This is a genomic window from Candidatus Halocynthiibacter alkanivorans (genome assembly GCF_003333265.1).
GTDB lineage: Bacteria > Pseudomonadota > Alphaproteobacteria > Rhodobacterales > Rhodobacteraceae > Halocyntiibacter_A > Halocyntiibacter_A alkanivorans.
This window is the reverse complement of sequence record NZ_QOLB01000035.1, coordinates 37,843-61,231: the sequence shown is the minus strand read 5'-3', so window position 1 is coordinate 61,231 and position 23,389 is coordinate 37,843. Positions and strand designations below refer to the sequence as shown.

Annotated in this window: 24 protein-coding genes; 9 read left to right on the top strand and 15 right to left on the bottom strand. The window is 59.6% G+C overall.

What is annotated here, in order from left to right; all coding sequences use genetic code 11:
• Window positions 1–51: 51 nt before the first annotated feature.
• Window positions 52–918, bottom strand: a complete 867-nt coding sequence (locus DWA01_RS03065; protein WP_114284180.1) for a DUF5677 domain-containing protein — start codon at window positions 916–918, stop codon at window positions 52–54.
• Between the two features lie 29 nt (window positions 919–947).
• Entirely contained in the window at window positions 948–2,903 is a 1,956-nt protein-coding gene (gene parE / locus DWA01_RS03060; protein ID WP_114284179.1) for a DNA topoisomerase IV subunit B, read from the bottom strand.
• A 171-nt stretch (window positions 2,904–3,074) separates the two neighbouring features.
• Between parE and DWA01_RS03055 the strand changes: the two genes are divergently transcribed.
• A complete protein-coding gene (locus DWA01_RS03055) occupies window positions 3,075–3,818 on the top strand; it encodes a helix-turn-helix transcriptional regulator (protein WP_114284178.1) in 744 nt (247 codons plus the stop codon).
• 407 nt (window positions 3,819–4,225) lie between these two features.
• On the opposite strand, the gene DWA01_RS03050 is transcribed toward DWA01_RS03055, so the two are convergent.
• A complete protein-coding gene (locus DWA01_RS03050; RefSeq protein WP_114284177.1) occupies window positions 4,226–5,080 on the bottom strand; it encodes an MBL fold metallo-hydrolase in 855 nt (284 codons plus the stop codon).
• A 391-nt stretch (window positions 5,081–5,471) separates the two neighbouring features.
• Between DWA01_RS03050 and DWA01_RS03045 the strand changes: the two genes are divergently transcribed.
• Both DWA01_RS03045 and DWA01_RS03040 read left to right on the top strand, forming a co-directional pair.
• Window positions 5,472–6,263 (top strand): phosphodiesterase, encoded by a 792-nt coding sequence (locus DWA01_RS03045; protein ID WP_235008407.1) that lies wholly within the window; start codon window positions 5,472–5,474, stop codon window positions 6,261–6,263.
• Window positions 6,264–6,481: 218 nt separating this feature from the next.
• Window positions 6,482–7,843, top strand: coding sequence for an MATE family efflux transporter (locus DWA01_RS03040; protein ID WP_114284175.1), 1,362 nt, complete (start codon window positions 6,482–6,484; stop codon window positions 7,841–7,843).
• A gap of 839 nt (window positions 7,844–8,682) precedes the next feature.
• On the opposite strand, the gene DWA01_RS03030 is transcribed toward DWA01_RS03040, so the two are convergent.
• Together DWA01_RS03030 and DWA01_RS03025 are read right to left on the bottom strand one after the other, a co-directional pair.
• Window positions 8,683–9,084 (bottom strand): hypothetical protein, encoded by a 402-nt coding sequence (locus DWA01_RS03030; RefSeq protein WP_114284173.1) that lies wholly within the window; start codon window positions 9,082–9,084, stop codon window positions 8,683–8,685.
• Window positions 9,085–9,095: 11 nt separating this feature from the next.
• Window positions 9,096–10,298 (bottom strand): pyridoxal phosphate-dependent aminotransferase, encoded by a 1,203-nt coding sequence (locus DWA01_RS03025; RefSeq protein ID WP_114284172.1) that lies wholly within the window; start codon window positions 10,296–10,298, stop codon window positions 9,096–9,098.
• 105 nt (window positions 10,299–10,403) lie between these two features.
• Here DWA01_RS03025 and DWA01_RS03020 point away from each other — a divergent pair, with 105 nt between their 5' ends.
• From DWA01_RS03020 to DWA01_RS03010, 3 genes are all read left to right on the top strand, one after another.
• The gene (locus tag DWA01_RS03020) at window positions 10,404–10,862 is read left to right on the top strand and encodes a helix-turn-helix domain-containing protein (protein ID WP_235008406.1); all 459 of its coding nucleotides are present in this window, start codon (window positions 10,404–10,406) and stop codon (window positions 10,860–10,862) included.
• 64 nt (window positions 10,863–10,926) lie between these two features.
• Window positions 10,927–11,127 carry an FAD assembly factor SdhE gene (locus DWA01_RS03015; RefSeq protein ID WP_419186978.1) on the top strand — a complete coding sequence of 67 codons (201 nt, stop codon included), beginning with the start codon at window positions 10,927–10,929 and terminating at the stop codon, window positions 11,125–11,127.
• A 95-nt stretch (window positions 11,128–11,222) separates the two neighbouring features.
• Window positions 11,223–11,720 carry a MarR family winged helix-turn-helix transcriptional regulator gene (locus tag DWA01_RS03010; RefSeq protein WP_200832490.1) on the top strand — a complete coding sequence of 166 codons (498 nt, stop codon included), beginning with the start codon at window positions 11,223–11,225 and terminating at the stop codon, window positions 11,718–11,720.
• A gap of 257 nt (window positions 11,721–11,977) precedes the next feature.
• Here DWA01_RS03010 and DWA01_RS03005 read toward each other — a convergent pair whose 3' ends face one another.
• The 8 genes from DWA01_RS03005 to DWA01_RS02970 form a co-directional block, all read right to left on the bottom strand.
• Window positions 11,978–12,391, bottom strand: coding sequence for a hypothetical protein (locus DWA01_RS03005; protein ID WP_114284169.1), 414 nt, complete (start codon window positions 12,389–12,391; stop codon window positions 11,978–11,980).
• A gap of 73 nt (window positions 12,392–12,464) precedes the next feature.
• Entirely contained in the window at window positions 12,465–12,896 is a 432-nt protein-coding gene (locus DWA01_RS03000) for a MarR family winged helix-turn-helix transcriptional regulator (RefSeq protein ID WP_114284168.1), read from the bottom strand.
• Window positions 12,897–13,000: 104 nt separating this feature from the next.
• On the bottom strand, window positions 13,001–13,741 hold the full coding sequence (locus tag DWA01_RS02995; protein WP_336469992.1) for a DUF1194 domain-containing protein: 741 nt from the start codon (window positions 13,739–13,741) through the stop codon (window positions 13,001–13,003).
• Complete coding sequence (locus DWA01_RS02990) at window positions 13,741–14,427, bottom strand: DUF1194 domain-containing protein (protein ID WP_114284166.1); 687 nt, start codon at window positions 14,425–14,427, stop codon at window positions 13,741–13,743. Before DWA01_RS02990 ends, DWA01_RS02995 begins: the two co-directional genes overlap by 1 nt.
• Window positions 14,428–14,437: 10 nt before the next feature.
• Window positions 14,438–15,100 (bottom strand): GDSL-type esterase/lipase family protein, encoded by a 663-nt coding sequence (locus tag DWA01_RS02985; protein WP_114284165.1) that lies wholly within the window; start codon window positions 15,098–15,100, stop codon window positions 14,438–14,440.
• A gap of 14 nt (window positions 15,101–15,114) precedes the next feature.
• Window positions 15,115–15,543, bottom strand: coding sequence for a VOC family protein (locus DWA01_RS02980; protein WP_114284164.1), 429 nt, complete (start codon window positions 15,541–15,543; stop codon window positions 15,115–15,117).
• Window positions 15,544–15,806: 263 nt separating this feature from the next.
• Window positions 15,807–17,312: a hypothetical protein gene (locus DWA01_RS02975; RefSeq protein ID WP_136057651.1), complete on the bottom strand. Its 1,506-nt coding sequence runs from the start codon at window positions 17,310–17,312 to the stop codon at window positions 15,807–15,809.
• Entirely contained in the window at window positions 17,284–18,285 is a 1,002-nt protein-coding gene (locus tag DWA01_RS02970) for a factor H binding protein domain-containing protein (protein WP_136057650.1), read from the bottom strand. The genes DWA01_RS02975 and DWA01_RS02970 overlap by 29 nt, the downstream gene beginning before the upstream one ends.
• A 236-nt stretch (window positions 18,286–18,521) precedes the next feature.
• On the opposite strand from DWA01_RS02970, the gene thyX reads away from it, so the two are divergent.
• Complete coding sequence (gene thyX, locus DWA01_RS02965; RefSeq protein WP_114284184.1) at window positions 18,522–19,430, top strand: FAD-dependent thymidylate synthase; 909 nt, start codon at window positions 18,522–18,524, stop codon at window positions 19,428–19,430.
• A 734-nt stretch (window positions 19,431–20,164) separates the two neighbouring features.
• Here thyX and DWA01_RS02955 read toward each other — a convergent pair.
• On the bottom strand, window positions 20,165–20,371 hold the full coding sequence (locus DWA01_RS02955) for a cold-shock protein (RefSeq protein ID WP_114284160.1): 207 nt from the start codon (window positions 20,369–20,371) through the stop codon (window positions 20,165–20,167).
• A 189-nt stretch (window positions 20,372–20,560) separates the two neighbouring features.
• Between DWA01_RS02955 and DWA01_RS02950 the strand changes: the two genes are divergently transcribed.
• Both DWA01_RS02950 and DWA01_RS02945 read left to right on the top strand, forming a co-directional pair.
• Entirely contained in the window at window positions 20,561–20,872 is a 312-nt protein-coding gene (locus tag DWA01_RS02950) for an ArsC/Spx/MgsR family protein (RefSeq protein ID WP_114284159.1), read from the top strand.
• A gap of 44 nt (window positions 20,873–20,916) precedes the next feature.
• Window positions 20,917–21,276 carry a hypothetical protein gene (locus DWA01_RS02945; protein ID WP_114284158.1) on the top strand — a complete coding sequence of 120 codons (360 nt, stop codon included), beginning with the start codon at window positions 20,917–20,919 and terminating at the stop codon, window positions 21,274–21,276.
• A gap of 71 nt (window positions 21,277–21,347) precedes the next feature.
• On the opposite strand, the gene thrS is transcribed toward DWA01_RS02945, so the two are convergent.
• On the bottom strand, window positions 21,348–23,294 hold the full coding sequence (thrS, locus tag DWA01_RS02940; protein ID WP_114284183.1) for a threonine--tRNA ligase: 1,947 nt from the start codon (window positions 23,292–23,294) through the stop codon (window positions 21,348–21,350).
• Window positions 23,295–23,389 lie beyond the last annotated feature (95 nt).

Sequence of the window (23,389 nt, the reverse complement as noted above, 5' to 3'; positions counted from 1 at the left end):
GTTCGCCCCCACCCCGAGTCAGGCGCGGCCCTAAGGTGCATGCGTAATTATTTATGTTTTGCTATACTTGTCATAGTACTCGGTTTGAGTTTTCCAAAAGTGCTCGTTAATGGGAGCGGTATGTGAGTTCATGCACTTCCAATGTTTCCAAGCTGAGTGTGTCCCAAATATTGTTTCTCCGCGGGTCCAGCGTAATGCTTCCATACAAATTAGCCACAAACTACTTTGGTCGGAGAGGATGCGGCAAATATGTGAAGCGACTTTAGCCTGTAGATCAGAATTCGATCGCAATGCTTCATCTTCAATCAATCCAAGTCCGCAAATGTCTGCATGTGACAGATGGCTTTGGGCGGAATACATATGAGTAAGTGCCCCAATGTTTTTGGTTGGAGCGAATTCCGCAGCTTCTTGATCGAGGAAACATATAATGCTGCTAAATGACCACCTGCGGAGCAATGATTGACGCTCTTTTCGTGAAAGCTTCGAAAAAGTGAAAATCCTGTCGTCTTGGAGCGCAGCCATTGCTTTCTCACCATTGGTTTCGTCATGTGTTTCCATTAGCTTTCGAGCCGGTTCAGCCTTGTTTTTATTCTGAAGTGAATGAATTTCTGACAATTCAAATAGGAACTCATTTGCAATTTTTCCTTTATTTTCAGGAAGTTGATAGCAAATAAATAAAATTTTGGCGCAAGCCTCATAAAATGGCCGCAATAAGATTTCTGCGTCCCAGTGCATGTCATATTCGACCAGAACTTGCGCTGCTGCCGTTCGGCCTTTCAAAAACGCAAACAGTCGAATTAACGCTTTGTCTCTATTCTCGGGGGCGTCGATGTCGTAAAAAATTTGGTCTACTTCTCGTTGTGCCTCTAAAATTGACGCTTTAGAGAAACTGCTTACTTTTAAAAGTTTTTGCCTCACATCAATGCTTCGGCCATTGCCGCCCCCTCCTAAACATCCAGCTCCTCAACGAACCGGGCGTTTTCCTGGATATATTCGAACCGCAGCTCGGGTTTTTTGCCCATCAGCCGTTCGACCAGGTCGGCGGTTTCGCCCGGCTCGTCCTCATCAATCGTCACCCGGATCAGCGTGCGTGAGCCCGGATCCATGGTGGTCAGTTTCAGGTCCTTCGCGTCCATCTCGCCCAGCCCTTTAAAGCGGCTGACGTCGATCTTGCCGCGGCCGCCAAGCCCTTTGGCCATCTGGGCGTCTTTTTCCGCCTCATCGATGCAATAGACCCGTTTGGCGCCCTGGGTCAGGCGGAACAGCGGCGGGCAGGCCAGATACAGGTGCCCGGCATCAATCATCGGCCGCATCTGGGTGAAGAAGAACGTCATCAGCAGAGCGGCGATATGCGCCCCGTCCACATCCGCGTCGGTCATGATGATGATTTTATCATAGCGCAGATCGTCGATGTTGAACCTTGTGCCCAGGCTGACGCCAAGCGCTTGTGAGAGGTCACTGATCTCCGAGTTGGTGCCGATCTTGGAACTGGCAGCGCCGAGCACGTTGAGGATTTTTCCGCGCAGCGGCAGCAGCGCCTGGTTCTTGCGGTTGCGCGCCATCTTGGCGGAACCGCCCGCAGAATCGCCTTCCACGATGAACAGTTCCGTGCCGTCGCGGGTATTGGAGGAGCAATCCACCAGTTTGCCGGGCAGGCGCAGCTTTTTGGTCGCGGTCTTGCGCTGGGTTTCTTTTTCCTGGCGCCGGCGCAGACGCTCTTCCGCCCGCAGCACGAGGAAATCAAGAATGGCGCCGGCCGATTTGGTGTCTGCGGCCAGCCAGTTGTCAAAATGGTCGCGCACCGACTGTTCCACCAGACGGGTGGCAAATTCGCTCGACAACCGGTCCTTGGTCTGGCCGACAAATGAGGGATCGGCAATGAAACAGCTGACCAGGGCGCAGCCGCCGGCCATCAGATCTTCGCGGGTGATCTGCGCGGCCTTTTTATTGCCGACCAGCTCGCCGTAGCCTTTGATACCCTTCAGCATCGCCGCCCAGAAGCCGGTGACATGGGTGCCGCCTTCGGGCGTGGGCACGGTGTTACAATAGCTCTGGATGAACCCATCGCGCGACGGGGTCCAGTTCACCGCCCATTCGACCGAGCCGGGCTGGCCGAACTTCTCCTTGAAATCGACTTTGCCGGCAAAGGGCGCGTCGGCATAGACCGAGGCTTTGCCCATCACGTCCGAGAGGTAGTCTTTCAGCCCGCCGGGGAAGTGGAACACCGCGTCTTTTGGCGTCTCGCCGTCGTCGATCTCGGTTTTCCAGCGGATTTCAACGCCGGAGAACAGGAAGGCTTTGGAGCGCACCAGCGTCATCAGCCGTTTGGGTTTGAAGCGGTGATGGCCGAAAATCTGCTCATCGGCATGAAAGGTCACCGTGGTGCCGCGCCGGTTGGGGGCCTGGCCGATCTTTTCCACCGGTCCCAGCGGCAGACCGCGGGAAAAACGCTGCTCATAAAGCTCGCGGTTCTTGGCCACCTGTACAATCAGCGAATCTGACAACGCGTTGACCACCGAGCTGCCCACCCCGTGCAGACCACCGGAGGTCTGATAGGCTTTGCCCGAGAATTTTCCGCCCGAATGCAGAGTGCAGAAAATAACTTCCAGCGCCGATTTGCCGGGGAATTTCGGATGCGGATCGATCGGAATACCGCGGCCGTTGTCGCGCACGGTCACCGAAAAATCGGCGTGTAATTCCACTTCAATCCGGGTGGCATGACCGGCCACCGCCTCATCCATCGAGTTGTCGAGAACTTCCGCCACCAGGTGGTGCAGCGCCCGCTCATCGGTGCCGCCGATATACATGCCCGGTCGCAGCCGCACAGGTTCCAGCCCCTCAAGCACTTCAATGGAAGAAGCATCATATTCAGGCTCGGCCGTGGCCAGAAGATCGTCAGACATGGGGCAGCTGCTCGGTATTGTTAGGGTTTGGGCAATCATTATGGCAGGTCCGGCGGCAGGGGCAACATCTGCTTTGTTATTGGTTGTAAACTGCCTCTTTATTATCGGGCGGTCCGCGTCTATCTTATGAGTTGATAACATTCGGTAATTTGCTTGGGGGGCAGGTTGACCATGCATGCAGCAGCAGAATTATTTGACCGGTTCTCCGGTTTGAAATCGGCGGACGCCCGCTGGGACACGGCGCTTGAACTGGTCGCAGAATTTGGCGGCAACTCGCTGAGTGTGGCGGTGATCAACGGCACCAACCCGGTGCCGTCCTTTTTCCGCTCGTCAATGGATGAGCGCTGGCTGGCGCAATATATTGAACGCAATCTGGTGGTTGGCGACCCGCTGCCGCAGCATGCACAGCGCTCGCGCCGGCCGCTGGTGATCCGCGGCGGCACCCTGCGCGCAGGGGAGGCGCGCAATCCGCAGGCGCTGGAACTCAATCACAGCATGACTGACATGGGCTACCAATCGGTGTTGGTGGTGCCTTTTGACAGCGACCTGACGGGCAACACGCGGGTGGTGGTATTTTCCTCTGATCTTGAATTTGACAAGAATCTCAACGGCGAAGTCAGCGACCAACTGGCGCTTCTGACCATGGTGTTCAACGCCTATCTGTTCGAGGGGGCCGAAAGCGGGCTGCGTGACGCGGCGCGGTTTGACGGAGCCGTGCCGGTGCTGTCAAACCGCGAGAGGGAAGTGCTGCTCTATCTGGCGCTCGGGTTGAAAACCCAGCGCATTGCGGAGCGGCTTCAGCTCGCCGAAGTCACCGTGCGCAAATATTTTCAGTCCGCCCGTCAGAAACTGGGCGCCCGCACAAGGGAACAGGCGCTGGCCCGCGCCATCCGAGACGGGCTGATTTCGTTTTAACGAGGGAACGGCGCTGAAGCGGCCTGACCACCGGGTGAACCTCGGGGGCACCGCTTTCCCGCGCCGGGTTCAGCGTGCCGGTGTTCGCGGGGCGCCGCGTCTCGCACAAAGCTGTGTTCCGGTTGGTGCGGCGTTCAGGATATCAGGGCCTGAAACGAAAAGCGGGGGCCTGTGAAGAACCCCCGCAGCTTCGTGCATATACATTTTCTCTCAAATATACAGCACACACCTCCCACTGGCCGGATCAGGATTGCTGCCGGTGGATCAATACCGGCGGGATTTCAGACAGAGCTCCCAAACATCTGTTAGTAACCACAAAATCGACCCAGCGCCTCAGTGCAGCCAGACAGATCCTGCATCGGAAAAGCGGCAGCAGACAAGTATCGTTTCCGATAGTTGACGTATGGTCAGATCTCGATCCGCAACCGGTCGTGTCCCAGGTGCAACGGGCCACGCCAAAGATCGCCGATGGCTTCGTGCCAGTGCTGCGGCCCGAAATCCGGGTCATCTCCCGGGATCAGATGGTTTAATGCCAATGCGCCGACACCGGCCTCTGTGGCGATGCGGGCCACCTCTTCCACCGCCGAGTGGGAGCGCAGCAGGTGGCGTTTCAACCGGTCGTCGCCATTGCCGACACGCGCACAAAGCGCATCCACCGCCGCCAGCAACATCGCCTCATGCACCAGCAGATCGGCACCGCGGGCGAACTCCGCCATCTCAGCCATCGGTGCAGTGTCGCCGGAAAACACCACCGCTTTTTCACCGGCTTCAAAGCGCAGCGCAAAACTGTCGTCAATCGGCGGATGCACGTTGCGCATCACTTTCAGTATCAGCCCTCCGCCCAGGTCGGTGGTGCCCTCAGTAATCTCTTCAATCTCGATCAGGGCGCGCAGATCAGGACGGCCCTCATCCGCCAGCCGCAATTCAATATCAAACGCCATCGAGGCCAGAAACCCGTCCCAATACGCGTCCAACCCGGCAGGACCGATCACCCGGAGCGGCTGTTTCAGACCTGCGGTCCAGGCAGTGTGGATCATCGGCCCCAACTCCAGATAATGATCCGAATGCAGATGGGTGATGACTATGAGGTCAATCTCACTCAGCGACACGCCCTGGCTGACCACGCCGGCACTGACACCCAGTCCACAATCCACCACAATATTGCGCCCGCCGAGCCGCAGCAGGTTTGACGTTGGCATGGACGAGCCCGGTCGGATTGCCGGCCCGCCTTTGCTGCCGATCAGTACGGTGAAATCTTCCATTTTTATTCCTGTCCTGTTGTCCGCACGCCTCTCTGTGCTGCGGCCGTTGCTCGCCGGGATCAAAGCACAAGCGCGACGCTGGAACCAGCGTTTCTGTGGCGGTGAAGGCGGTGAAGGCGGTGGCGACAGGGCGGCATTTTGGGGGCATGCGGCGGGCGCGACCAGTTCAACGCACTCCCCGTCTTGCTTGGCTGCACCCCCTCTGTGCTGCGGCGGTTTCTCCCCGCGATCAATTCACAACCGCTGCGCCGGAACCCGCGTTTTTGCGGCCTGGTGTGCGGGCGCGCCGGGGCCATTGTGCAGCATGCTGGGGGAGGAAAACACGGACGGGCTTTGCAACCTGCAGCGGATGGGCGATACAGACATAGCCTCATTGTCTGCGGAGCACCTCATGCTAAAAACTGTCTGGATGTCTGATCCTCATTTCTCTGCCAGTGGCGATGTTCTTGGCCATGACCCGGGTGTGCGGCTCGCGGCGGCGGTCGACCATGTGAATGCACATTACGGCGACAGTGACCTGTGCATTCTGTCCGGCGATCTGGTGAACCGGGGCAACCGGCGTGACTATCAGGCGCTGAAACAGCATCTTGACCGACTGTCGGTGCCGTATTTCCCGATGGCCGGAAATCATGACGACCGGCCCTTGTTACGTGAAGTGCTGCCGCTGCCCGAAGGCTGCATGGCGGAGTTCATTCAATACACCATTACGACGGCTGAGGGCCTGCTGATCTGCCTCGACACCCAAAAAACCGGCGCGGATGGCGGCGAATTCTGTGCGGCCCGGATGCGCTGGCTTGCGCGCGAACTGGACCGGGCCGGTGACACGCCGGTCTTCCTGTTCATGCACCACCCACCCATGCGCCTTGGGCTGCCAATGCAGGACAGCGCCAATATGGAAAACGGCGCGGCGTTTCTGGATCTGCTGCAAGGGTATCCCAACATCCGGCACCTGTTCATTGGCCATGTGCACCGCCCTGTATCGGGCACGGTCAGGGGCATTGCCTTTGCCACTATGCGTTCGGTGCTTTACCAGGCGCCCCCACCGAGACCGGCGTGGGATTGGGACAGTTTTCACCCGGCGCAGGAAGCCCCTGAATTTGGTGTGCTCTGCGTTGAGAACGCGGATGTAACCCTGCAATATGTTCAGTTCTGCCCGTTTGAGACCGGCGGGCCGGAGGGCTGAGCCGCGCCGACGCAGATGCCGGCGTCGGGGGCCGTATCCTATGGCGGCAGGCGGTCCTGAACCCCGCTTGCAGCCCACCCGTCCGGTCCGGTTGTGACCGCAACTGCGACGGGGTCTGAAGCGCCGGTCACAGCCGCCGGTAATGCGCTGATGCCGCGCCCGGCAGTTGCGGAATCACAAGACTTGTCGGGGCAGAAAATCTGGCCTAATCCTTGGCTATGACTCATGTATTTCATCCACCAAAACCCTATCGCACCCATCTTAAAACGCTGATGTCGCTCGGCCTGCCTCTGGTGGGGGTGAACCTGGCGGCGATGTCGGTGCAGATCATCGATACCATCATGCTGGGGCGCTATAATATCGAAGCGCTCGCCGGTGCGGTGCTGGGCGGCTCGTTTTATTTTGTGCTGTTTGTGATGGGGGCGGGGTTTTCCAACGCGCTGATGCCGGTGATTGCGGCGGATGCCGCCGCAGGGCATGACGTGCAGGTGCGTCGCACCACCAGGATGACCCTGTGGCTGTCCATGTTATTTGTGGGGGTGACCCTGCCGCTGACGCTGAACGGGGAGGCGATATTTCTGGCGCTGGGCCAGGAAGAAGGTGTGGCCTCTGAGGCGGGTAAGTATCTGTGGCTGATGGGTTTTGTGATGGTGCCGGCGCTGCTGATCAATACGTTCAAAAGTTACCTGGCAGCACTGGAGCGGGCGCAGATCGTGTTCTGGGTCACGGTGGCTTCGGCGGTGCTGAACGGGCTGCTGAACTATGCGTTTATTTTTGGCAACTGGGGCGCGCCGGAGCTGGGCATTGTTGGCGCTGCACTGGGGTCGCTGATCTCGCAGATCGTGTCCGCCGTGGTACTGCTGATCTATGCGCTGCGTGTGGCACCGGAACAAAAGCTGTTGCAGCGGCTCTGGCGCCCGGACTGGGAAGCTTTCTGGGCGATGTTCGCGCTGGGCTGGCCGGTGGGGCTGACCTCGCTGGCAGAAGTGGCGCTGTTTTCGGCCTCTGCAGTGATGGTCGGCTGGGTTGGCGCGGTGCAGTTGGCGGCGCATGGCATCGTGCTGCAGATCGCCTCGGTCACCTTTATGGTGCATCTCGGGCTGGCCCATGCCGCCACCGTGCGCGCCGGCAACGCGTTTGGGCGCAAAGACAGCCTGAACCTGCGCCGTGGCGCGCTGGTGGCGTCGCTGGCCTCGGCGGCGTTTGCGCTGATCTGCTCGGTGCTGTTTATCACCGCGCCTGATTTCCTGATCAATCTGTTCCTCGATCCGCTGGAGCCCGCGCGCGACCAGGTGCTGGCGCTCGGCGCCACCCTGCTGGTGCTGGCGGCGCTGTTCCAGCTGGCAGACGGGGGGCAGGCGATTTCGCTGGGCCTGTTGCGCGGGTTGCAGGACATGCGGGTGCCGATGATCCATGCCACCATCAGCTACTGGCTGGTCGGGCTGACCGCCAGTTATATTATGGCCTTCCCGCTGGGTTTTGGCGCCGCCGGGGTCTGGGCCGGGCTGGTCGCCGGTCTCGCCAGCGCCTGGGTGCTGATGGGGCTGCGCTTCTGGCGGCAAAAATCCTGGCTGCGCTGAGAGGCCGGGCCGGGGCCAGAGAGCCGCACCAGCGTCCCGGTGAAGGGCACCGGTGAAAGGCTCTGATGGCCGGGCTGCTTGATGGGCTGCTGTGCGGCTGCGGTAACGGGGTGCTGCGATGGCCGCCGTGACAGGTTTCAGTGATGGGCCGCGTGCAGCGATGGCTGGCGGATCCAAAGCGCGGGCTGCCGGTATGCGCAACAATTTCAACCTCAGAGCAGGATCTCGGCGCCGCGCAGTACATTTGCAGTGCAAATCCACAATTAAATGCAGCGCCATCGTGCAGGGGGCGCTCCCGCCAGGGCTGAACGCCTTGCAGGCGCAGCGCCCTGTTGGGCCGCGCCGGGGCTGACGCCCCGGCAACAGACCAGCGCCAGGGGTGCCCGTTCCGCCAGAGGCACCAGAGCCTCGTGCCCTTGTAAGAAGGCCGCTGCAGTGGGCCGCGCCGGGCTTGGTTTGAGCCGTGTCAGAGAGCAACAGGACCGGTCTGGTGCGGGTGCGGCAGTCCGGATCACAGGGGGCAGACCGCAGCGCCCTGGTTCCAGAAACCCGGGTACGGTTCTTTGTTATGGGCGATCGGCGCAGGAAAGGGAGGGGCGCAGCGGGCAGCGGCAGCGGGCAGGAGAGCAGAGGCCGCGCAAGCGGGCAACAGGTGGAAGAGGCGGAGGCGGAGGGGAAGGGCGCAGCGGTCGCGCAAGCAGGCTACAGGTGGCAGCGGCAGAGGGCAGCGGCGCAGAGGGCAGCGGCGCAGAGGCAGCGCAAGCGGGCAACAGGTGGCAGAGGCTGAGGGGTAAGGGCGCAGCGGCCGTTTGCTGCGGCAGGGGTGCGTTGTGCGCGTGTCAGCGGCGTGTCAGCCGGTCGGACTTTTTGCGCACCAGCACCGTGCGCAGGTCGTGCATCGCCAGCAGCAGCGCGTCGGTGACCTGTTCCAGCTGGGTGTCACTGGCGCGGCTCTGCGCCCATTGGCTGGTCAGGTTCAGGTGATCCACCGCCCGGTGGATATCGTCAATGTCACGCGCCGCCAGCGTCGCCTTGCGCGCCGCCATCCAATCGCCGATCGCTCCGCGTTCATGGGCGCTCAATTCACGGCCGCCATGGGGGCGGATCTCGCCGTTGCGCACATTCACAACGGCGATCTGATCCATTTCAATACGGCGCTGCCGGTTCTCGGTATCAACCCGGAACACCACAGCACCGTTTTCACGCACGCGGAAATAAAACTCCGGCAATTCGCCCGCCATCAAAAGATCCTTCAGGTCAGTGAGGCACAAAAGGCCTGGATGCGTGTGCAGGCGTCACGCAACGCCTCATCTGAGGTAGCATAGCTGACCCGGAAGTTTGGCGACAAGCCAAAAGCGGCGCCCTGCACCACAGCCACCCCGTGCTCGGTCAGCAATGCGGTGACAAAGTCCTCGTCATTGTTGATGGTCACACCGCCGGCGCTGACCTTGCCGATACAGCCGGCCAGCGAGGGGTAGACATAAAACGCCCCGTCCGGCACCGGACAGACCAGGCCCTCAGCTGCGTTCAGCATCTCCACCACCATGTCACGGCGCCGCTTAAACACCGCATTGTTGCTGGCGATGAACTCATGCGACCCGTTCAGCGCTTCCACTGCGGCATGTTGCGAGATGGAACAGGGGTTGGAGGTGGTCTGCGACTGCACTTTGCGCATCGCCGCGATCAGCGCCTCGGGCCCCGCCGCATAACCAATGCGCCAGCCGGTCATCGCGTAAGCTTTGGAGACCCCGTTGCAGGTCAGGGTGCGCGCATAAAGCGCCGGTTCGACCTCGGCAGGAGTGCAAAATTTGAAATCGTCAAACACCAGGTGTTCATACATGTCGTCCGTCATCACCCAGACATGGGGATGTCGCATCAGCACGTCGGTCAGCGCTTTGAGTTCGTCAAAACTGTAGCCGGCACCGGTTGGGTTGGAGGGCGAGTTAAAAATGAACCATTTGGTCTTTGGTGTGATTGCGGCCTCAAGCTGCGCGGCAGTGATTTTGAAGCCGGTGTCGATGCCACCCTCTACGGGCACCGGGGTGCCCCCCGCCAGAATGACCATATCGGGATAGCTGACCCAGTAGGGCGCCGGGATTACCACCTCGTCCCCCGGGTTCAGCGTCGCAAACAGCGCGTTGATCAGCACCTGTTTGCCGCCGCCGGAGACGGTGACCTGGGAGGGGCTGTAGCTGAGTCCGTTGTCGCGCAGAAACTTGGCGCAGATCGCTTCTTTCAGTGCCGCAATGCCGTCAACGGCGGTATAACGGGTGTGGCCGTCTTCAATGGCGCGGATGCCGGCAGCACGGATATGTTCCGGCGTGTCGAAATCCGGCTCCCCGGCGCCAAGGCCGATCACATCCAGCCCAGCGGCTTTCATTTCCAGTGCCTTCGTCGATACAGCAATCGAGGGCGAAGGTTTCACACGGGATAGATTGTCAGATAAAAAGGCCATCAGGGCGCGCTCCGGTTTGTACTTTCCGGTCCCATGTCATAGGCTGCCCGTTAAGCGCAATCAAGCCGCGTCACCAATATGAGACAAGATTTAAAGGAGCGCCCATTGGACAAGACTGAATATACCGCCGCCGCCGCTGGCGAAGGGACTGCCGGTCCCGCAGACGCCACCGCCGATGCAACCGCAACCGACTGGTATTCCGACGATATCGCCACGCTGGGGGACCGGCTGGAGGCGGCGCGTGTCGCCTCGCATATGACGCTGGAAGAACTGTCCGAACGCGTTGGCGTACAGCTGATCATGCTTGAGGGCTGGGAACAGGACAGCTCGGAGCCTTCGACAACCTTCCTGCCACGTCTGGCCGGCATTCTGAACGTGTCACTGACCTGGCTGCTGATCGGCGAAGGCGAAGGGCTGGACGCGCCCACAGGTGCCGACGCTGCGCCCCAGGACTTGACGCCGCTGCTGGCGGAACTGCGCAGCCTGCGCATCAATATGCGCCAGCAGTCAGACCAGCTGGGCAAACTCGAGAAAAAACTCCGCCATGCGCTCAAGGCCGTCTGACATGAGCAGCGAAACCTATGAGAACCGGATCAAACGCATGCGCATGCGCTCCTGGCGCCGCGGCATGAAAGAAATGGATATCGTCATGGGGGGTTACGCCGATGCTCGCCTGCAAAGCATGACAGAGGCGCAGCTGGACGCATGGGACGCGCTGTTGAATGAGAGCGATCCGGACTTGCTGGCCTGGATTACCGGCCAGCAAGAAACCCCGGCCGCATTGCTGGAATTGATAAGTGACGTTGCGGAATTCGCCAGACAGGCCTGAATGTGTCGAAAATTTGGTAGGATTTGGCCGGGTTTAACCGATTATTGTGAATTGCATGCGACAACACTCTTCAGCAGTCTAAGGCGGAGAAACTTATGAGTATGCATTCACCAATCGGGTCGACAACCGAGCAAAGCTTTATGAGCCAGTATCTTGAAGCTCTTGCGCTTGTTGAACGGCTTCACCGTTTGCTTCTTGATGTGATTAAAGATGAATTTGAACGAGTCGGTGTCTTTGAAATCAACGCGGTTCAGGCGTTGCTTCTGTTTAACATTGGCGACAATGAGGTCACCGCAGGGGAATTGAAGTCCCGCGGCTATTACCAGGGCTCTAATGTGTCCTACAATCTGAAGAAACTCGTTGAGATGGGCTATATGCACCACCAGCGCTGTGAAGTGGACCGTCGTTCGGTGCGGGTAAAACTGACCGAAAAAGGCAACCAGGTCCGTGCCACTGTTGAAGGTCTGTTTTCGCGTCATGCCGATGGTTTGCAGAGCCGCGATGTGCTCAGCTCTGATGGCATTGACGGAATCAACACCTCGCTGCGCCGGGTGGAACGCTACTGGAGCGAGCAAATCCGTTACATCTACTGAGTGAACTAAGACCAAACCGGGGGTCGCAGCCCCTCTGATATTCCGATGGTGAAATCCATCTTTGGATTACAGGCAAAATGCCCTGGATGAGCGGCGCCCGGATTATGGGCGCTGCTCCCCTGATTCTAAGGGGTCGAATTCGTGATTAATCACTGCGGGTTCAGGTTTTCAGGGACCTGTTTCGGGTGGCCATCATCCAGGGCGAGCTTACCGCGACGTCGTTCCGGCCCCTGCGGCAAGGGCCGGAAATCCGGATGTTACTCCGCGGCCTCTGATGCAGTTGCCGGGCGGTCAAATGACTTCATAAACTCCTGTTTCATCATGTGCGCCTTCATCGCAGGCAGCCGCAGTGCATTCAGCGTGATCACCGATATGTAAATCAATGTTGCTGAGGCCAGAGCATCCAGAAACCAGCCGAGAGGGGCTGCGGCAACGCCCAGTTGCGCCGGCAGGGCGGCCAGCGCAGGCAGGGTCCAGAACCCGGTCAGCGCATGGAGGGTCAGTGCAATCCAGAATCCGGCGCAATAGGCACAGCGCCACTGGCCGTAAAGCGTCTGCAGCGGGCCGGGCAGGGCCGCCAGCAGCCTGTTGAACCAGGTGCCCCATTCCGGAAGCTTGTCCCAGATCAGAATATGGATCGCGGTGCCAATCAGTACGAGTTCAAAAGTCATATATGTCTCCGATGTTTGTGTTTCGATTTATTAGTCTGTCAGACTTACTTTGTGACGCAGGCAAAATATGTTTTTACCTGGTGTCGTCAATCTCCTGCAGTGCGGTCAAAAGCGTGTTCCGCCCGGTCTCCGACATCTCAGACAGCACCTGTTCGGCGGCCTGGTCATAAACGCTTTCCCCAAGTTTCAGCAGATTTACCCCTGCCGGTGTCAGCAGAATGTGCTGGGCGCGGGCATCGTGCTGGCAGGCATGGCGCTGGACCAGGCCGCGTTCTTCCAGCTTCACCACCATCGCGCTGGCCGAAGCCTTTTTGACGCCCATGTCGGCAACCACGTCCTGCAAATGCTGGCCGTGGTTATCTTTGTCAGTTTTCCGGGTCTCCTGATCCTTGATCGCCCGCAGGTATTCATACTCGCTGTGGCTCACGCCAAGCCGGGTGCCGGCCCGGGCCCATTGCCGGTGTGATTGCCGGTGAAAATGCTCAATCAGCCGCGCCAGTTTCATCTTGTTACCTTAATAAGTCTGGAAGACAGACTAACATGTGGAGTGATTCTGTCAAGCAACGAACCGGGCCAGGTTTGGCGCCGCCGCGCCGAATCAGCAGCGGATTATTTCACCGGTAAATCTGCGGGTGTGACTTCGGCAGGGTCCAGCGCACCAATCGCCAGAATCTTCAGCTCCCGCAGCAGTTTGCGCCGCATCGCATCGGAATAAGCGCTGTAGCCGCGGGCCTTTTCCACAAAGGCATCCGGCCCGTGCAACACTTCCGCGCGATAGTAGTTTTCAAGCCCGGGACCGGTGCTTGAAATCAGCAGCCCGTTGACCGTGGCCCGCCCCAACACGCCGCTGTTGCGCACATCACGCGGTCTTGGCCCGGCGTTGGATTTGCCATCGCCGGAAATATCCAGCGTCAGTTTCCAGCAGCTCTGTTGCGCTGCCAGCGCCCGGGCGCCAAAGCGCATCGCCATGCCCAGCTGGGTGGCGGGCGGCATGCGCACCCGCTGGTTGCCCCGCAGCAGCGCGGCGGTCTGCGCCAGATCCCCGGCGTCGCGGATTTCGCGCCAGTCCTGCAGCACCCGGGGCGCGCCCTCGGCCCATTCATAGATGAACAGGCGCACCGGTGCGTGTGGCATGCTCAGAAAGGCGGCGCTGACCTCCGGGTCCAGCAGCGCATTGGCGAGACCGCGGGACTGCAACCGGTATTCGGCGGTGTTGACCGAGCCCGAGACATCCAGCCCCAGCGCCAGCGCCTGGCGACAGACCGCCACCGCTGCGACCGCCTGCGGGGGCACCATCGCCGCCGCGCCCACCACGGCCAGTACCGCTGCAAAGCTGCTCAACGCGCGCATCATCCGCCTCCGCTGCCGGACAGTCGTGTCCGGGGCGCGGCACCAATCACCCCGACACTGATCTCCCGGATCAGCTTGCGGGTCATTGCCGCTTCATAATCCGTATAATCCCGCGCGGTCTCGACAAAAGCGCCAGCGCTGCGGATCACTTCGTTGCCATAATAGCGCAGAACATCCGGCGCGTCGCCGATCACCAGCCCGTTGACCACGGTGTCGCCAAATTCAAAGGCGCCATAGGCCAGCGCCGGTGAAAACCCGTCATTGCTGATGCCGTCGCCGGACATATCCAGCGTGTCGCGGTCACAGCGCGGCGCGTCCCGCAGCAGGCCGGCACCAAAGCCAAGCGCATAGCCGATCGCGGTGGGGAACTGGTTGTGGCTGCGGGGCCGGCGCAACATACGCGCCACCGCCTGGCGCAGCGTGGCCTCATCGCGCAGCAGCACCCAGTCCATCACCACCGCCTGCTGATAGCGCCCGCTCCATTCATAGACCGCCAGCGCCACGTCGCCTGGCGCGGTAAACAAGGCCGCCTTTACCCCTGGCGACAACAGGGCCTGCGCCAGCCCGTCGCGCTGCAAGGCGTATTCTTCACTGTCCACCGAGGAGGACACATCCAGCGCCAGCAGCAGCGCCTGGCGGCAATAGGCATTGGCCTCTGCACCCCAGAGTGCAAAGGCCAGCGCCATATATGTCAGCTTAACCCGCACCAAAACCCGGCACGCCCTGCAACCAGTCGCCCACCGCCAGCCCAAGGCTGGTCTGCGACTCCCCCGTCCAGTGGATCGGGTCACTGGCCGCGCCCTCAATCACTGCACCAGCATCAAACACTGGCACCGCACGCGCCTGCGCCATGCTGCGCACCGCCGCGCCAAGCTGCAGCGACACCTCCGGCGCCAGCAGCCATTTTTCATGATCCTCAAACGCCCGGTTCCGCGCCGCCTCCGGGATCAGCGGCGGAATGATCATCGCCACCGCCGGTGCCGTTTCATCATACCATCCGGCCAGCCCGCCGCCGACAGCACGGATGCAGTCCACCAGCCGGCCGATGTTTTCCGCGATCTTGCCAGCCTCGGGCTCATAGCGCACCTGCAGGTCATTGGTGCCCAGCATCAGCACCACCCCATGCACCGGGCTTTGTGATTTCAGCGCCACCGGCAGATGCGCCAGCCCGTTCATCATCTCGCCCGGATAGTCGGGGTGATTGTGCACAGTAGAGCGCGCGGGCAGGCAGTCTTCCACCAGCTCAATACGCAGCACTTCCGCCATCACCACCGGCCAGCGCCGCACGTAGCGCTGCCCGGAGCCATCCGCCGGAAAACCCCAGGAATTGGAATCCCCATAGACTAGGATACGTTTCATATGTTGCGCCAGCCCTACCAATGGCCGCTGTTTTCCATGCTGGCCCAGGGCTCCGCCGGGGCCAGGCTGGCGCCCGCCTGCAGCAGCTCAACTGAGACATTGTCGGGCGAGCGCACAAACGCCATATGCCCGTCCCGCGGCGGCCGGTTGATCACCACCCCATTGTCTGCAAGGCTCTGGCACAGGGCGTAAATATCGTCGACCTCATAGGCGAGGTGGCCAAAATGGCGGCTGTCTGACGGCAGCGCCTCATCTCCGTCCCAGTTCCAGGTCAGCTCGAGCGGGCAGTCTTCCTGTCCGGGCGCTGCCATAAATACCAGGGTGAAGCGGCCACCCTCACTGTCTTTACGTTTGGTTTCTTTCAGCCCGAGCAGCGCATAAAACGCCATCGAGGCTTCCAGGTCTTTGACCCGCACCATCGTGTGTAAATATTTCAAAGCCATAATGTGGTCTCCTGTCTGTTCAGCTTAACATAGCCTGCGTCGACTTTGCAGCAATGGCTGATGCCACCGCGGCGCAAATTAGTGCCCGCCAGGGGCGCAGGGCGCCGGCGTTTGGCGCCGGGCAGGGCGCGCCGCCGCGCGCCGCGGCCGTATTAAAGTAACCGCGCGCCCGTGCACCGGGCCACAGCCAGAGGGCAGATGTATTTTGCCCGGTGCCTCTGTGTGCCCAATGCGGGCGGGTTGGCAGTCAGTCCGCTGGCGGCTCAGAAGGCGGAACGGAAACTCAGCCCCAGCCCCAGATCGCGGCTCTCATAGCGGCTGACATTGGATCTGCGCCGCGCCAGGTCCAGCGACAGCACCGGCGCAAACCCCATATACTGAATCTGCGGCAGTACCGCGGTGATTCCGGCGCGGACGCCCTGATCCTGACGCCCGCCCGGCGCCATATAGATCCCGAGGTCGAAGGCGCTGTAATCGCGGTAATCCAACCCTAGCGACAGTGACAGCTGTGCCCCCGCCAGTGGCGCTTTGATCTGATAAATCAGGCCCAGATCCAGCCCACGCCAGGTGCTGTTGATACTGTCGGCGTCGACAAGTGTGGCCCCAAGCGAAAAGCTGATCCGGTCGCCATTGCCCATCGGGCGGCCAAAACGTCCGCCCAGTTTCCAGGACAGGCTGTCGCTGCTGCCACTGGTCAACGCGGTCTGACTCTCAACCGTGGCACTGGTGCTGAGGCGTTTGCCGGCCGCAAGATTGCGCGCCCAGCCAAGATTCAGCCGCTGATAAGAGGTCAGATCTTCGCCGCCATACCAGGTCTGCCCCACTGCAGCACCATAGCTCAGCACCGCAGCAGTGCCGCCGCCCGGGCGCGCCGCCAGCGCCCGTTTCTGCGAAATACTGACTTCACTCAATGTGTAATTCAGCTCGCTGTTGCGCACATCAGGTGCCAGATCCTGCGCGTCGGAACTCAGATAATTGCGGGTGATGTCGCTGCGAAACCCCAGGGACGTCATGCTGCGTGAAGTCGGCTTCAGCCGGTATTTCAGATCCACCCCCGCGCGCAGCCGCAAGCCCGACAGCGCCTGCGCATCAGGAGAAAGTACTCCCTCCAGATCAACCCCGTCCACGATCAAAACATCACTGGACGATCCCCCGTTCAGATTGTTGGACGGCGTCAGCGAGAAAGAGAACCGCCGCTGCCAGGGATCATATCTGCGGGCGATGCGGTAATCGCGTGCGACCATGGCGCGCACCCGGTCATTTGGTGCATTCTGTGTGGTGCGCCGCAGCCAGAGTTTGACTTCAAGCTTGCGACTGCGCCGCGCCGCAACCTGTGCCGCCATCTGTGCGGCTCTGAAGCGGGTTGTGCGGTCTGTGGCCAGCCGCCAGGCCTGTTTCGCGGCCTTTGCGGCCAGCACAAGGTCGCCGCTGGCCTGTGCCGCGCTGCTCTGCAGCAGGCGCACGCCATGAGAGTCGCCCAGATAAGTAATGACATTTTCGAGTACAAGCAGCGCAGCCGGTGCATCACCGGCCCGCAGCCTTTGCTCTGCCAGCAGAACCGCCTGTTCACGGTTCAGAGCAACGGTTGGTACGGGTGCTGTTTGCTCCGCAATCGTCTGTCCCACCGCTGCCTGCTTTGGGACAGCCTGTGCTGTTGCGGCAACCGGTACGACAGCCGCGACTGCCAGCACCATCAGGCTTAATGTGAGGTAATTGCCGCTCTGGCTCCTGGTCACAGCTTTAGTCGAGCCGGTCCAGGATAAAGCCACCCGTTTCCTGAACGCTTGTGGCATTGGCAGGCATGATATCAACCCCGGCGCTGTCCACATCAAGCGTACCACTGAGCACAATAACCCCGGCAATTTCTTCCGCATCTTCGCCGGCCAGAACCGCATAATATGTGCCAGTCTGTACGGTGCTGTTGTCATCGGCGTCCAGCGTAAAGACGTTGCCCATGAATTCACCGTTGCCGTCCAGCTGAGCTGGTGCGATGACCCAGTTGATTGATGGCATGTCTGTAATTTTCACACCCCCTGTGGTGTATGTTTCGCGCCCGGTGACCGAACCGCGCACCGCGCCGTCATCTGCCAGTTCGGCAAAATCGATCTCCATCGTCATATCGCCGGTGACAAGCTCGGCGCCGCTGATGCCTTCAAACACCCGGATGCCGGCGTAATTGCCTGAATAGTTCGCCTGACCGGTGGTGGGAATAACCGTGTTGGTCACATTACGCTGAATGACAAACCCGCCAAAACCATAATCCAGATATGAGCCCGTGCGCACCACCACAAAACTTGTTTTTGGATCGGTACCGCTGCCGGTGCCGTAAATCGCGATATAATCATCCTGGGTGATGGGTGTGCCGGCGCCGCCGTCGTAATCATCATCCACCGCTGCGGGATCGGCGACATAGACATTGTATTGTGGAAAGCCTGCGTCAGGGCCAATAGGGCTGAGCCCCGCGTCCAGCACATAGGCGTCCGCTCCGTCAAAGGGCAAACCACTGACCAGAAGTGTGTCGCTGCCAGAGTCGTATGAGATGGTTTTTATGGTGTATTCGTCGTCGCTCTCGTACCGCAGGATTGTCGTATCAATACCAGGACTTGCGGTGCCAGGCAGATCCGTCACGGAAGTAGCTGACCCGGCGTCGCCTTCGGTATCCGTATCGGCTTCAAACGGGTTTGAGCCGCCGCAACCAGCCAGAAATGCGGGCAACAGCACCGCGAACACTATATGTTTCATAACTGCTATCTCGAATTAGCCCAGGAAAGGCGGATTAATTTATCGCCGTATTATTATTCTCAGGCTCGCCTGGTTCTCCCACTCCTGTCAATGACCCGCTTTGGCGCCGCGCCCTGGTGTTGCGTAAACACCGCCATGCGCAACGCCGCCTGAACCGCTCAAATCAGCCCGTGACCCGCCCCCCGGCGGTGCCATATAACCAGCGCCATACGCCAAAGATCAAAGGATTCGCCCCCATGCCCCTGACCCCGGACCAACTGGCCGAAATCGACGCCCTGCGCGCCACGCCAAAACCGACCCTGCGCGCGGTGTCTGAGGGGATGGAAGCCCATCTTTACAAGGCGCATCAGGTGCTGGACCACGGCTTTGTGCGGGTGGTGGACTATATGGGCGATGACGCTGCCATCTGTCAGGCCGCCCGGGTGTCTTACGGGCGCGGCACCAAATCGGTGCAGAATGACGAAGGTCTGATCCGCTATCTGATGCGCCACTGGCATTCGACCCCGTTCGAGATGTGCGAAGTGAAACTGCATGTGAAACTGCCGGTGTTTGTCGCCCGTCAGTGGATCCGCCACCGCACCGCCAATGTGAACGAATATTCCGCTCGCTATTCGATCCTGGACCGGGAATTCTACATCCCCGCCGCCGATCAGCTCGCCGCCCAGAGCGTCGTCAACAACCAGGGCCGTGGCGAGACCCTGACCGGGGATGAAGCCGCCCGGGTGCTGGAGATCCTGAAATCGGACTCCAACCGCTCTTACGACAATTACGAGGCGATGATCTCTGATGAAGGCCAGGCCGGTCTGGCGCGTGAACTGGCGCGGATGAACCTGCCGGCCAATATCTACACGCAATGGTACTGGAAAGTGGACCTGCACAACCTGTTCCACTTCCTGCGCCTGCGGGCCGACGCCCATGCGCAATATGAAATCCGCGTCTATGCCGACATGATCTGCAAAGTGGTCGCCGACTGGGTGCCTGCCGCCTACCGCGCGTTTGAAGACTACCGTCTTGGTGGTGCCACCCTGTCCGGCAAATCGCTCGACTGCATCCGCCGTATGCTGAAAGGCGAAGAGGTCAGCCAGGAAACCTCCGGCATGTCAAAAGGCGAATGGCGCGAGTTTCAGGCCGTGCTGGCGGAGTAACCTCCGCTATACCCCAAACGCAACCTGACCGACGCAACAAGTCAGAGGGCCGCTGACGTTCCCAAGTGCATGGCTGCGCGGGCGGCCCCTTTTGTTGCTATTCTTTTGCGCAAGCTGTGCGCGGTGTGCGACCTGCTTCAGGCGAGTGGCGCAGGCATCTCTGTGACGAAACCGCCGCCTGTTGAATTCGACGAGTCTGCAAATCGTGTTGGCTGGCTCAGAGTCCCGAACCGCCCGCTGGAAACGGGGCCGCGTCTGACCTTGGGCAGGCGTAAAGCGCCTTCCCGTGGGGAAGGTCAGGCGCGGCCCGGCGGTGCCGGTCCAAATCAATCTTTTTGGTCAGCCGAACGGGTCATTGCAGATCAACACGATTTGCGGACATGGGGTTTCAGCTTAACTTGACCTGACCGGCGGCGCCGGCCAGAGGGCCGCCCCACACTCGTGACTGACATGGGGGGCGTGGGCGGCGCTTTTTCTTTCTAGGAGATGTCAGGTGAATGGGCCCTGGCCAGCCACCGGGCGCATCCTTTATCCAATGTTTGTTTTTTGTTCACCGGCGGAACAAAGCGGGGCAGGGGCGCGCCCCTGTCAGCACTGCCCCAAACACGCCAAAAAAACAGCCCCCGGACGCGAGGCCCAGTGGCTGTTCACAACTGTTCATGGTATTGCACAACCCGCTGCCCAAAATGTGCGTTTTTCACATAAGTGCGCAGCGGTGAAGCAAGGCTAAACGCTCAGAGCGCCACCAACTCGCTGGCCGAGGCGCGACCGTCGCGGCCCTCCTGCAATTCGTATTCAATCTTTTGGTTGTCCGCGAGGCCAGTCATGCCGGAGCGTTCCACTGCAGAGATATGCACAAAAATGTCCTTGCCACCGTCATCGGGCGCAATAAACCCGTAACCCTTTGTGGTGTTGAACCATTTTACAATTCCAGTCGCCATTATCCGTCTCCATAAATCGTCGCCGCCGCGCAGCCTTTTGTTGGATTCTGCTGATGCACGCTGCCCCTGAATTGGGCTTTGTGCGCGGAAATCCGGTTGTCGTGGTTCCAACCGTCTCAAATTTCTGAAATAAATCAAGAAAAAATGAATGTTACCAGAATGTTTCTGGTGATTTCCCAGGGGTGAATTATGAAAATCTATGGTCTCAAAAACTGTGACACCTGTCGCAAAGCCGTAAAGGCACTGACGGCAGAACTGCAGGATGTCCGCGAAAGTCCTGTTAGTTCTGAACAGCTTAGGGAATTTTTCACCACTTTTGGGGATGCGCTTGTCAACACAAGGTCCACCACCTGGCGCGGCCTGGATGCGGTTGAAAGAGCGCGGCCGCCGCTGCAACTTCTGGCCGATTACCCGACGTTAATGAAACGGCCGGTGATTGAAGAAAACGGCAATCTTCACCTCGGATGGGGCAAAGATGTGCAGGCGAAACTGCTTGGATAATGGCAAACGCACCCTTATATGCCAATGAGATCAGGAGGACATAAATGCGCAACGCAGCACTGACACTTGGCATTATCGGCGGCATCATCGGCATGTTCGTCGGCTTTTTCACCTGGGGCTACACCGAATTCATCGCTTGGTTTGGCGAGATCGAAGATGTCGCGGAACAGGTTGATAACGTTGCTATTATTCGTGCCGCTGCGCTGGGGTCACCCTTGCTGGCAATCGCGGGCGGGGCGATGGCACGTTCAAACGCACGCCTGGGCGGTATCCTGCTGCTGGTCTCGGCGTCTGGCATGTATTATGCGTTTAGTTTCAACGCTTTCACCATGTTCCCCATCGCCTTTGCCGGCCTCGGCGGGCTACTGGCGCTGGCGGCGGTAAAACCAGACCAGACCGCCTAAAGCCCTGACAGACATGAAAAAAGGCGCTCTGCAATGCAAAGCGCCTTTTGTTTTGTTCACGTCGTCGCGGTTCAGCGCAGATCAGGCGCCAGCGCGTCCAGCGCCAGGCTTTCGGTGATCTCTTCAAAGCTCACGATCTTGGTCTGCTTTTCACCCAGACGCCGCACGGTCAGAGTGCGCTCTTCCACTTCGCGCATCCCCACCGCCAGCAGCACCGGCACTTTGGCCAGAGAGTGTTCGCGGACCTTGTAGTTGATCTTTTCATTACGAACATCAGCTTCCGCCCGAATTCCCTTCGCACGCAATTCAGCCACAACCTCTTGCACAAACTCATCCGCATCCGAAACGATCGACGCCACAACCACCTGCCTTGGCGCCAGCCAGAACGGAAGTTTACCGGCGTAGTTTTCAATCAGGATGCCGATAAAGCGTTCAAATGACCCGAGAATTGCCCGGTGCAGCATATAGGGGCGGTGTTTGGCACCGTCCTCGCCAACAAATGTTGCGTCCAGCCGTTCCGGCAGATTCGGGTCGACCTGAAACGTGCCCAGCTGCCATTTGCGGCCGATGGCATCGGTCAGTTTGAAATCGAGTTTGGGGCCGTAGAACGCCCCTTCACCGGGATCGATTTCATAGGCATTGCCGGTTTTCTTGATCGCGTTTTCCAGCGCCGCTTCGACCTTGTCCCAGCTTTCCTCAGATCCGACCCGTTTTTCAGGCCTGGTGGAAAGCTTGATTTCTAAACCTTCAAAACCAAGCTCGCTGTACACGCTGTCCAGCAATTCGATGAACTTGGCGGTTTCCTCTTCGATCTGCTCTTCGGTACAGAAGATATGCGCGTCATCCTGGGTAAAGCCACGCACTCGCATAATGCCGTGCAATGCGCCCGAGGGCTCATAGCGGCTGCAGGAGCCGAATTCGGCCATACGCAGCGGCAGGTCGCGATAGGATTTCAGACCCTGATTGTAGATCTGCACGTGACAAGGGCAGTTCATCGGTTTCAGCGCATTGATCCGTTTTTCACGGGCGTGTTCTTCGTCGACTTCAACGATAAACATATGTTCCTGATAGTTTTCCCAGTGGCCCGAGGCTTCCCACAGCTTGCGGTCAACAACCTGCGGCGTATTGACTTCGACATAACCACCGGCACGCTGTTTGCGGCGCATGTAGTCCTGCAACTGGGTGAAGATGGTCCAGCCATTGGGGTGCCAGAAGATCTGGCCCGGAGCTTCTTCCTGCATGTGAAACAGGTTCATCTCGCGGCCCAGCTTGCGGTGGTCGCGTTTGGCGGCCTCTTCCAGCATGGTCAGGTGCGCTTTCAGATCATTGCGGTTTTTGAACGCCACACCGTAGATCCGCTGCAGCATGGCGCGGTCACTGTCGCCGCGCCAATAGGCTCCGGCAACGCTCATCAGTTTGAAGCTGTCGCCAGGCACCTGGCCGGTTTGCTGCAAATGCGGGCCACGGCACAGATCCTGCCAGTCGCCATGCCAGTACATGCGCAGATCTTCGTTGCCAGGGATGCCGTCAATCAGCTCAACTTTATAAGGCTCATTGTTTTCCTTATAAAATTCCACAGCGCGGGCGCGGTCCCAGACTTCGGTCCGCACCGGGTCGCGGCTGTTGATGATTTTTTTCATCCGGGCTTCGATCGCGCCCAGGTCTTCCGGCGTAAAGGGCTCCTGGCGGTCAAAGTCATAATACCAGCCGTTCTGGATGACCGGGCCGATGGTGACCTTCACGTCGGGCCACAGCTCCTGCACGGCGCGCGCCATGATGTGGGCGCAGTCGTGACGGATCAGTTCCAGCGCCTGTTCGTCATCCTGCATGGTGTGGATGGCGATGCTGGCATCATCATTAATTGGCCATTGCAGGTCAAAATGTTCGCCGTTGACCGTGGCAGAAATCGCCTTTTTGCCCAGCGATTTGGAAATAGCAGCGGCGACGTCACCAGCGGTTACACCTGCGTCGAATTCGCGTGCATTGCCATCAGGAAAAGTGAGAGAGATTTGTGCCATATCGGCCTCCTCGTCGATTTGGCGCCAACCAAGCGCCCGGTTGCGGGTAAGGGTTGTCTTCATTTCGCCCGTCCGTAAAACGAAGTCAACGTCAA

What these genes read in the sequence shown, in the direction of transcription:
- parE (WP_114284179.1), bottom strand. Translation starts at nt 2,903, where the DNA reads ATGTCTGACGATCTTCTGGCCACGGCCGAGCCTGAATATGATGCTTCT.
- DWA01_RS03055 (WP_114284178.1), top strand. Translation starts at nt 3,075, where the DNA reads ATGCATGCAGCAGCAGAATTATTTGACCGGTTCTCCGGTTTGAAATCG.
- DWA01_RS03050 (WP_114284177.1), bottom strand. Translation starts at nt 5,080, where the DNA reads ATGGAAGATTTCACCGTACTGATCGGCAGCAAAGGCGGGCCGGCAATC.
- DWA01_RS03045 (WP_235008407.1), top strand. Translation starts at nt 5,472, where the DNA reads ATGCTAAAAACTGTCTGGATGTCTGATCCTCATTTCTCTGCCAGTGGC.
- DWA01_RS03040 (WP_114284175.1), top strand. Translation starts at nt 6,482, where the DNA reads ATGACTCATGTATTTCATCCACCAAAACCCTATCGCACCCATCTTAAA.
- DWA01_RS03030 (WP_114284173.1), bottom strand. Translation starts at nt 9,084, where the DNA reads ATGGCGGGCGAATTGCCGGAGTTTTATTTCCGCGTGCGTGAAAACGGT.
- DWA01_RS03025 (WP_114284172.1), bottom strand. Translation starts at nt 10,298, where the DNA reads ATGGCCTTTTTATCTGACAATCTATCCCGTGTGAAACCTTCGCCCTCG.
- DWA01_RS03015 (WP_419186978.1), top strand. Translation starts at nt 10,927, where the DNA reads ATGAAAGAAATGGATATCGTCATGGGGGGTTACGCCGATGCTCGCCTG.
- DWA01_RS03010 (WP_200832490.1), top strand. Translation starts at nt 11,223, where the DNA reads ATGAGTATGCATTCACCAATCGGGTCGACAACCGAGCAAAGCTTTATG.
- DWA01_RS03005 (WP_114284169.1), bottom strand. Translation starts at nt 12,391, where the DNA reads ATGACTTTTGAACTCGTACTGATTGGCACCGCGATCCATATTCTGATC.
- DWA01_RS03000 (WP_114284168.1), bottom strand. Translation starts at nt 12,896, where the DNA reads ATGAAACTGGCGCGGCTGATTGAGCATTTTCACCGGCAATCACACCGG.
- DWA01_RS02995 (WP_336469992.1), bottom strand. Translation starts at nt 13,741, where the DNA reads ATGCGCGCGTTGAGCAGCTTTGCAGCGGTACTGGCCGTGGTGGGCGCG.
- DWA01_RS02990 (WP_114284166.1), bottom strand. Translation starts at nt 14,427, where the DNA reads ATGGCGCTGGCCTTTGCACTCTGGGGTGCAGAGGCCAATGCCTATTGC.
- DWA01_RS02985 (WP_114284165.1), bottom strand. Translation starts at nt 15,100, where the DNA reads ATGAAACGTATCCTAGTCTATGGGGATTCCAATTCCTGGGGTTTTCCG.
- DWA01_RS02980 (WP_114284164.1), bottom strand. Translation starts at nt 15,543, where the DNA reads ATGGCTTTGAAATATTTACACACGATGGTGCGGGTCAAAGACCTGGAA.
- DWA01_RS02970 (WP_136057650.1), bottom strand. Translation starts at nt 18,285, where the DNA reads ATGAAACATATAGTGTTCGCGGTGCTGTTGCCCGCATTTCTGGCTGGT.
- thyX (WP_114284184.1), top strand. Translation starts at nt 18,522, where the DNA reads ATGCCCCTGACCCCGGACCAACTGGCCGAAATCGACGCCCTGCGCGCC.
- DWA01_RS02955 (WP_114284160.1), bottom strand. Translation starts at nt 20,371, where the DNA reads ATGGCGACTGGAATTGTAAAATGGTTCAACACCACAAAGGGTTACGGG.
- DWA01_RS02950 (WP_114284159.1), top strand. Translation starts at nt 20,561, where the DNA reads ATGAAAATCTATGGTCTCAAAAACTGTGACACCTGTCGCAAAGCCGTA.
- DWA01_RS02945 (WP_114284158.1), top strand. Translation starts at nt 20,917, where the DNA reads ATGCGCAACGCAGCACTGACACTTGGCATTATCGGCGGCATCATCGGC.
- thrS (WP_114284183.1), bottom strand. Translation starts at nt 23,294, where the DNA reads ATGGCACAAATCTCTCTCACTTTTCCTGATGGCAATGCACGCGAATTC.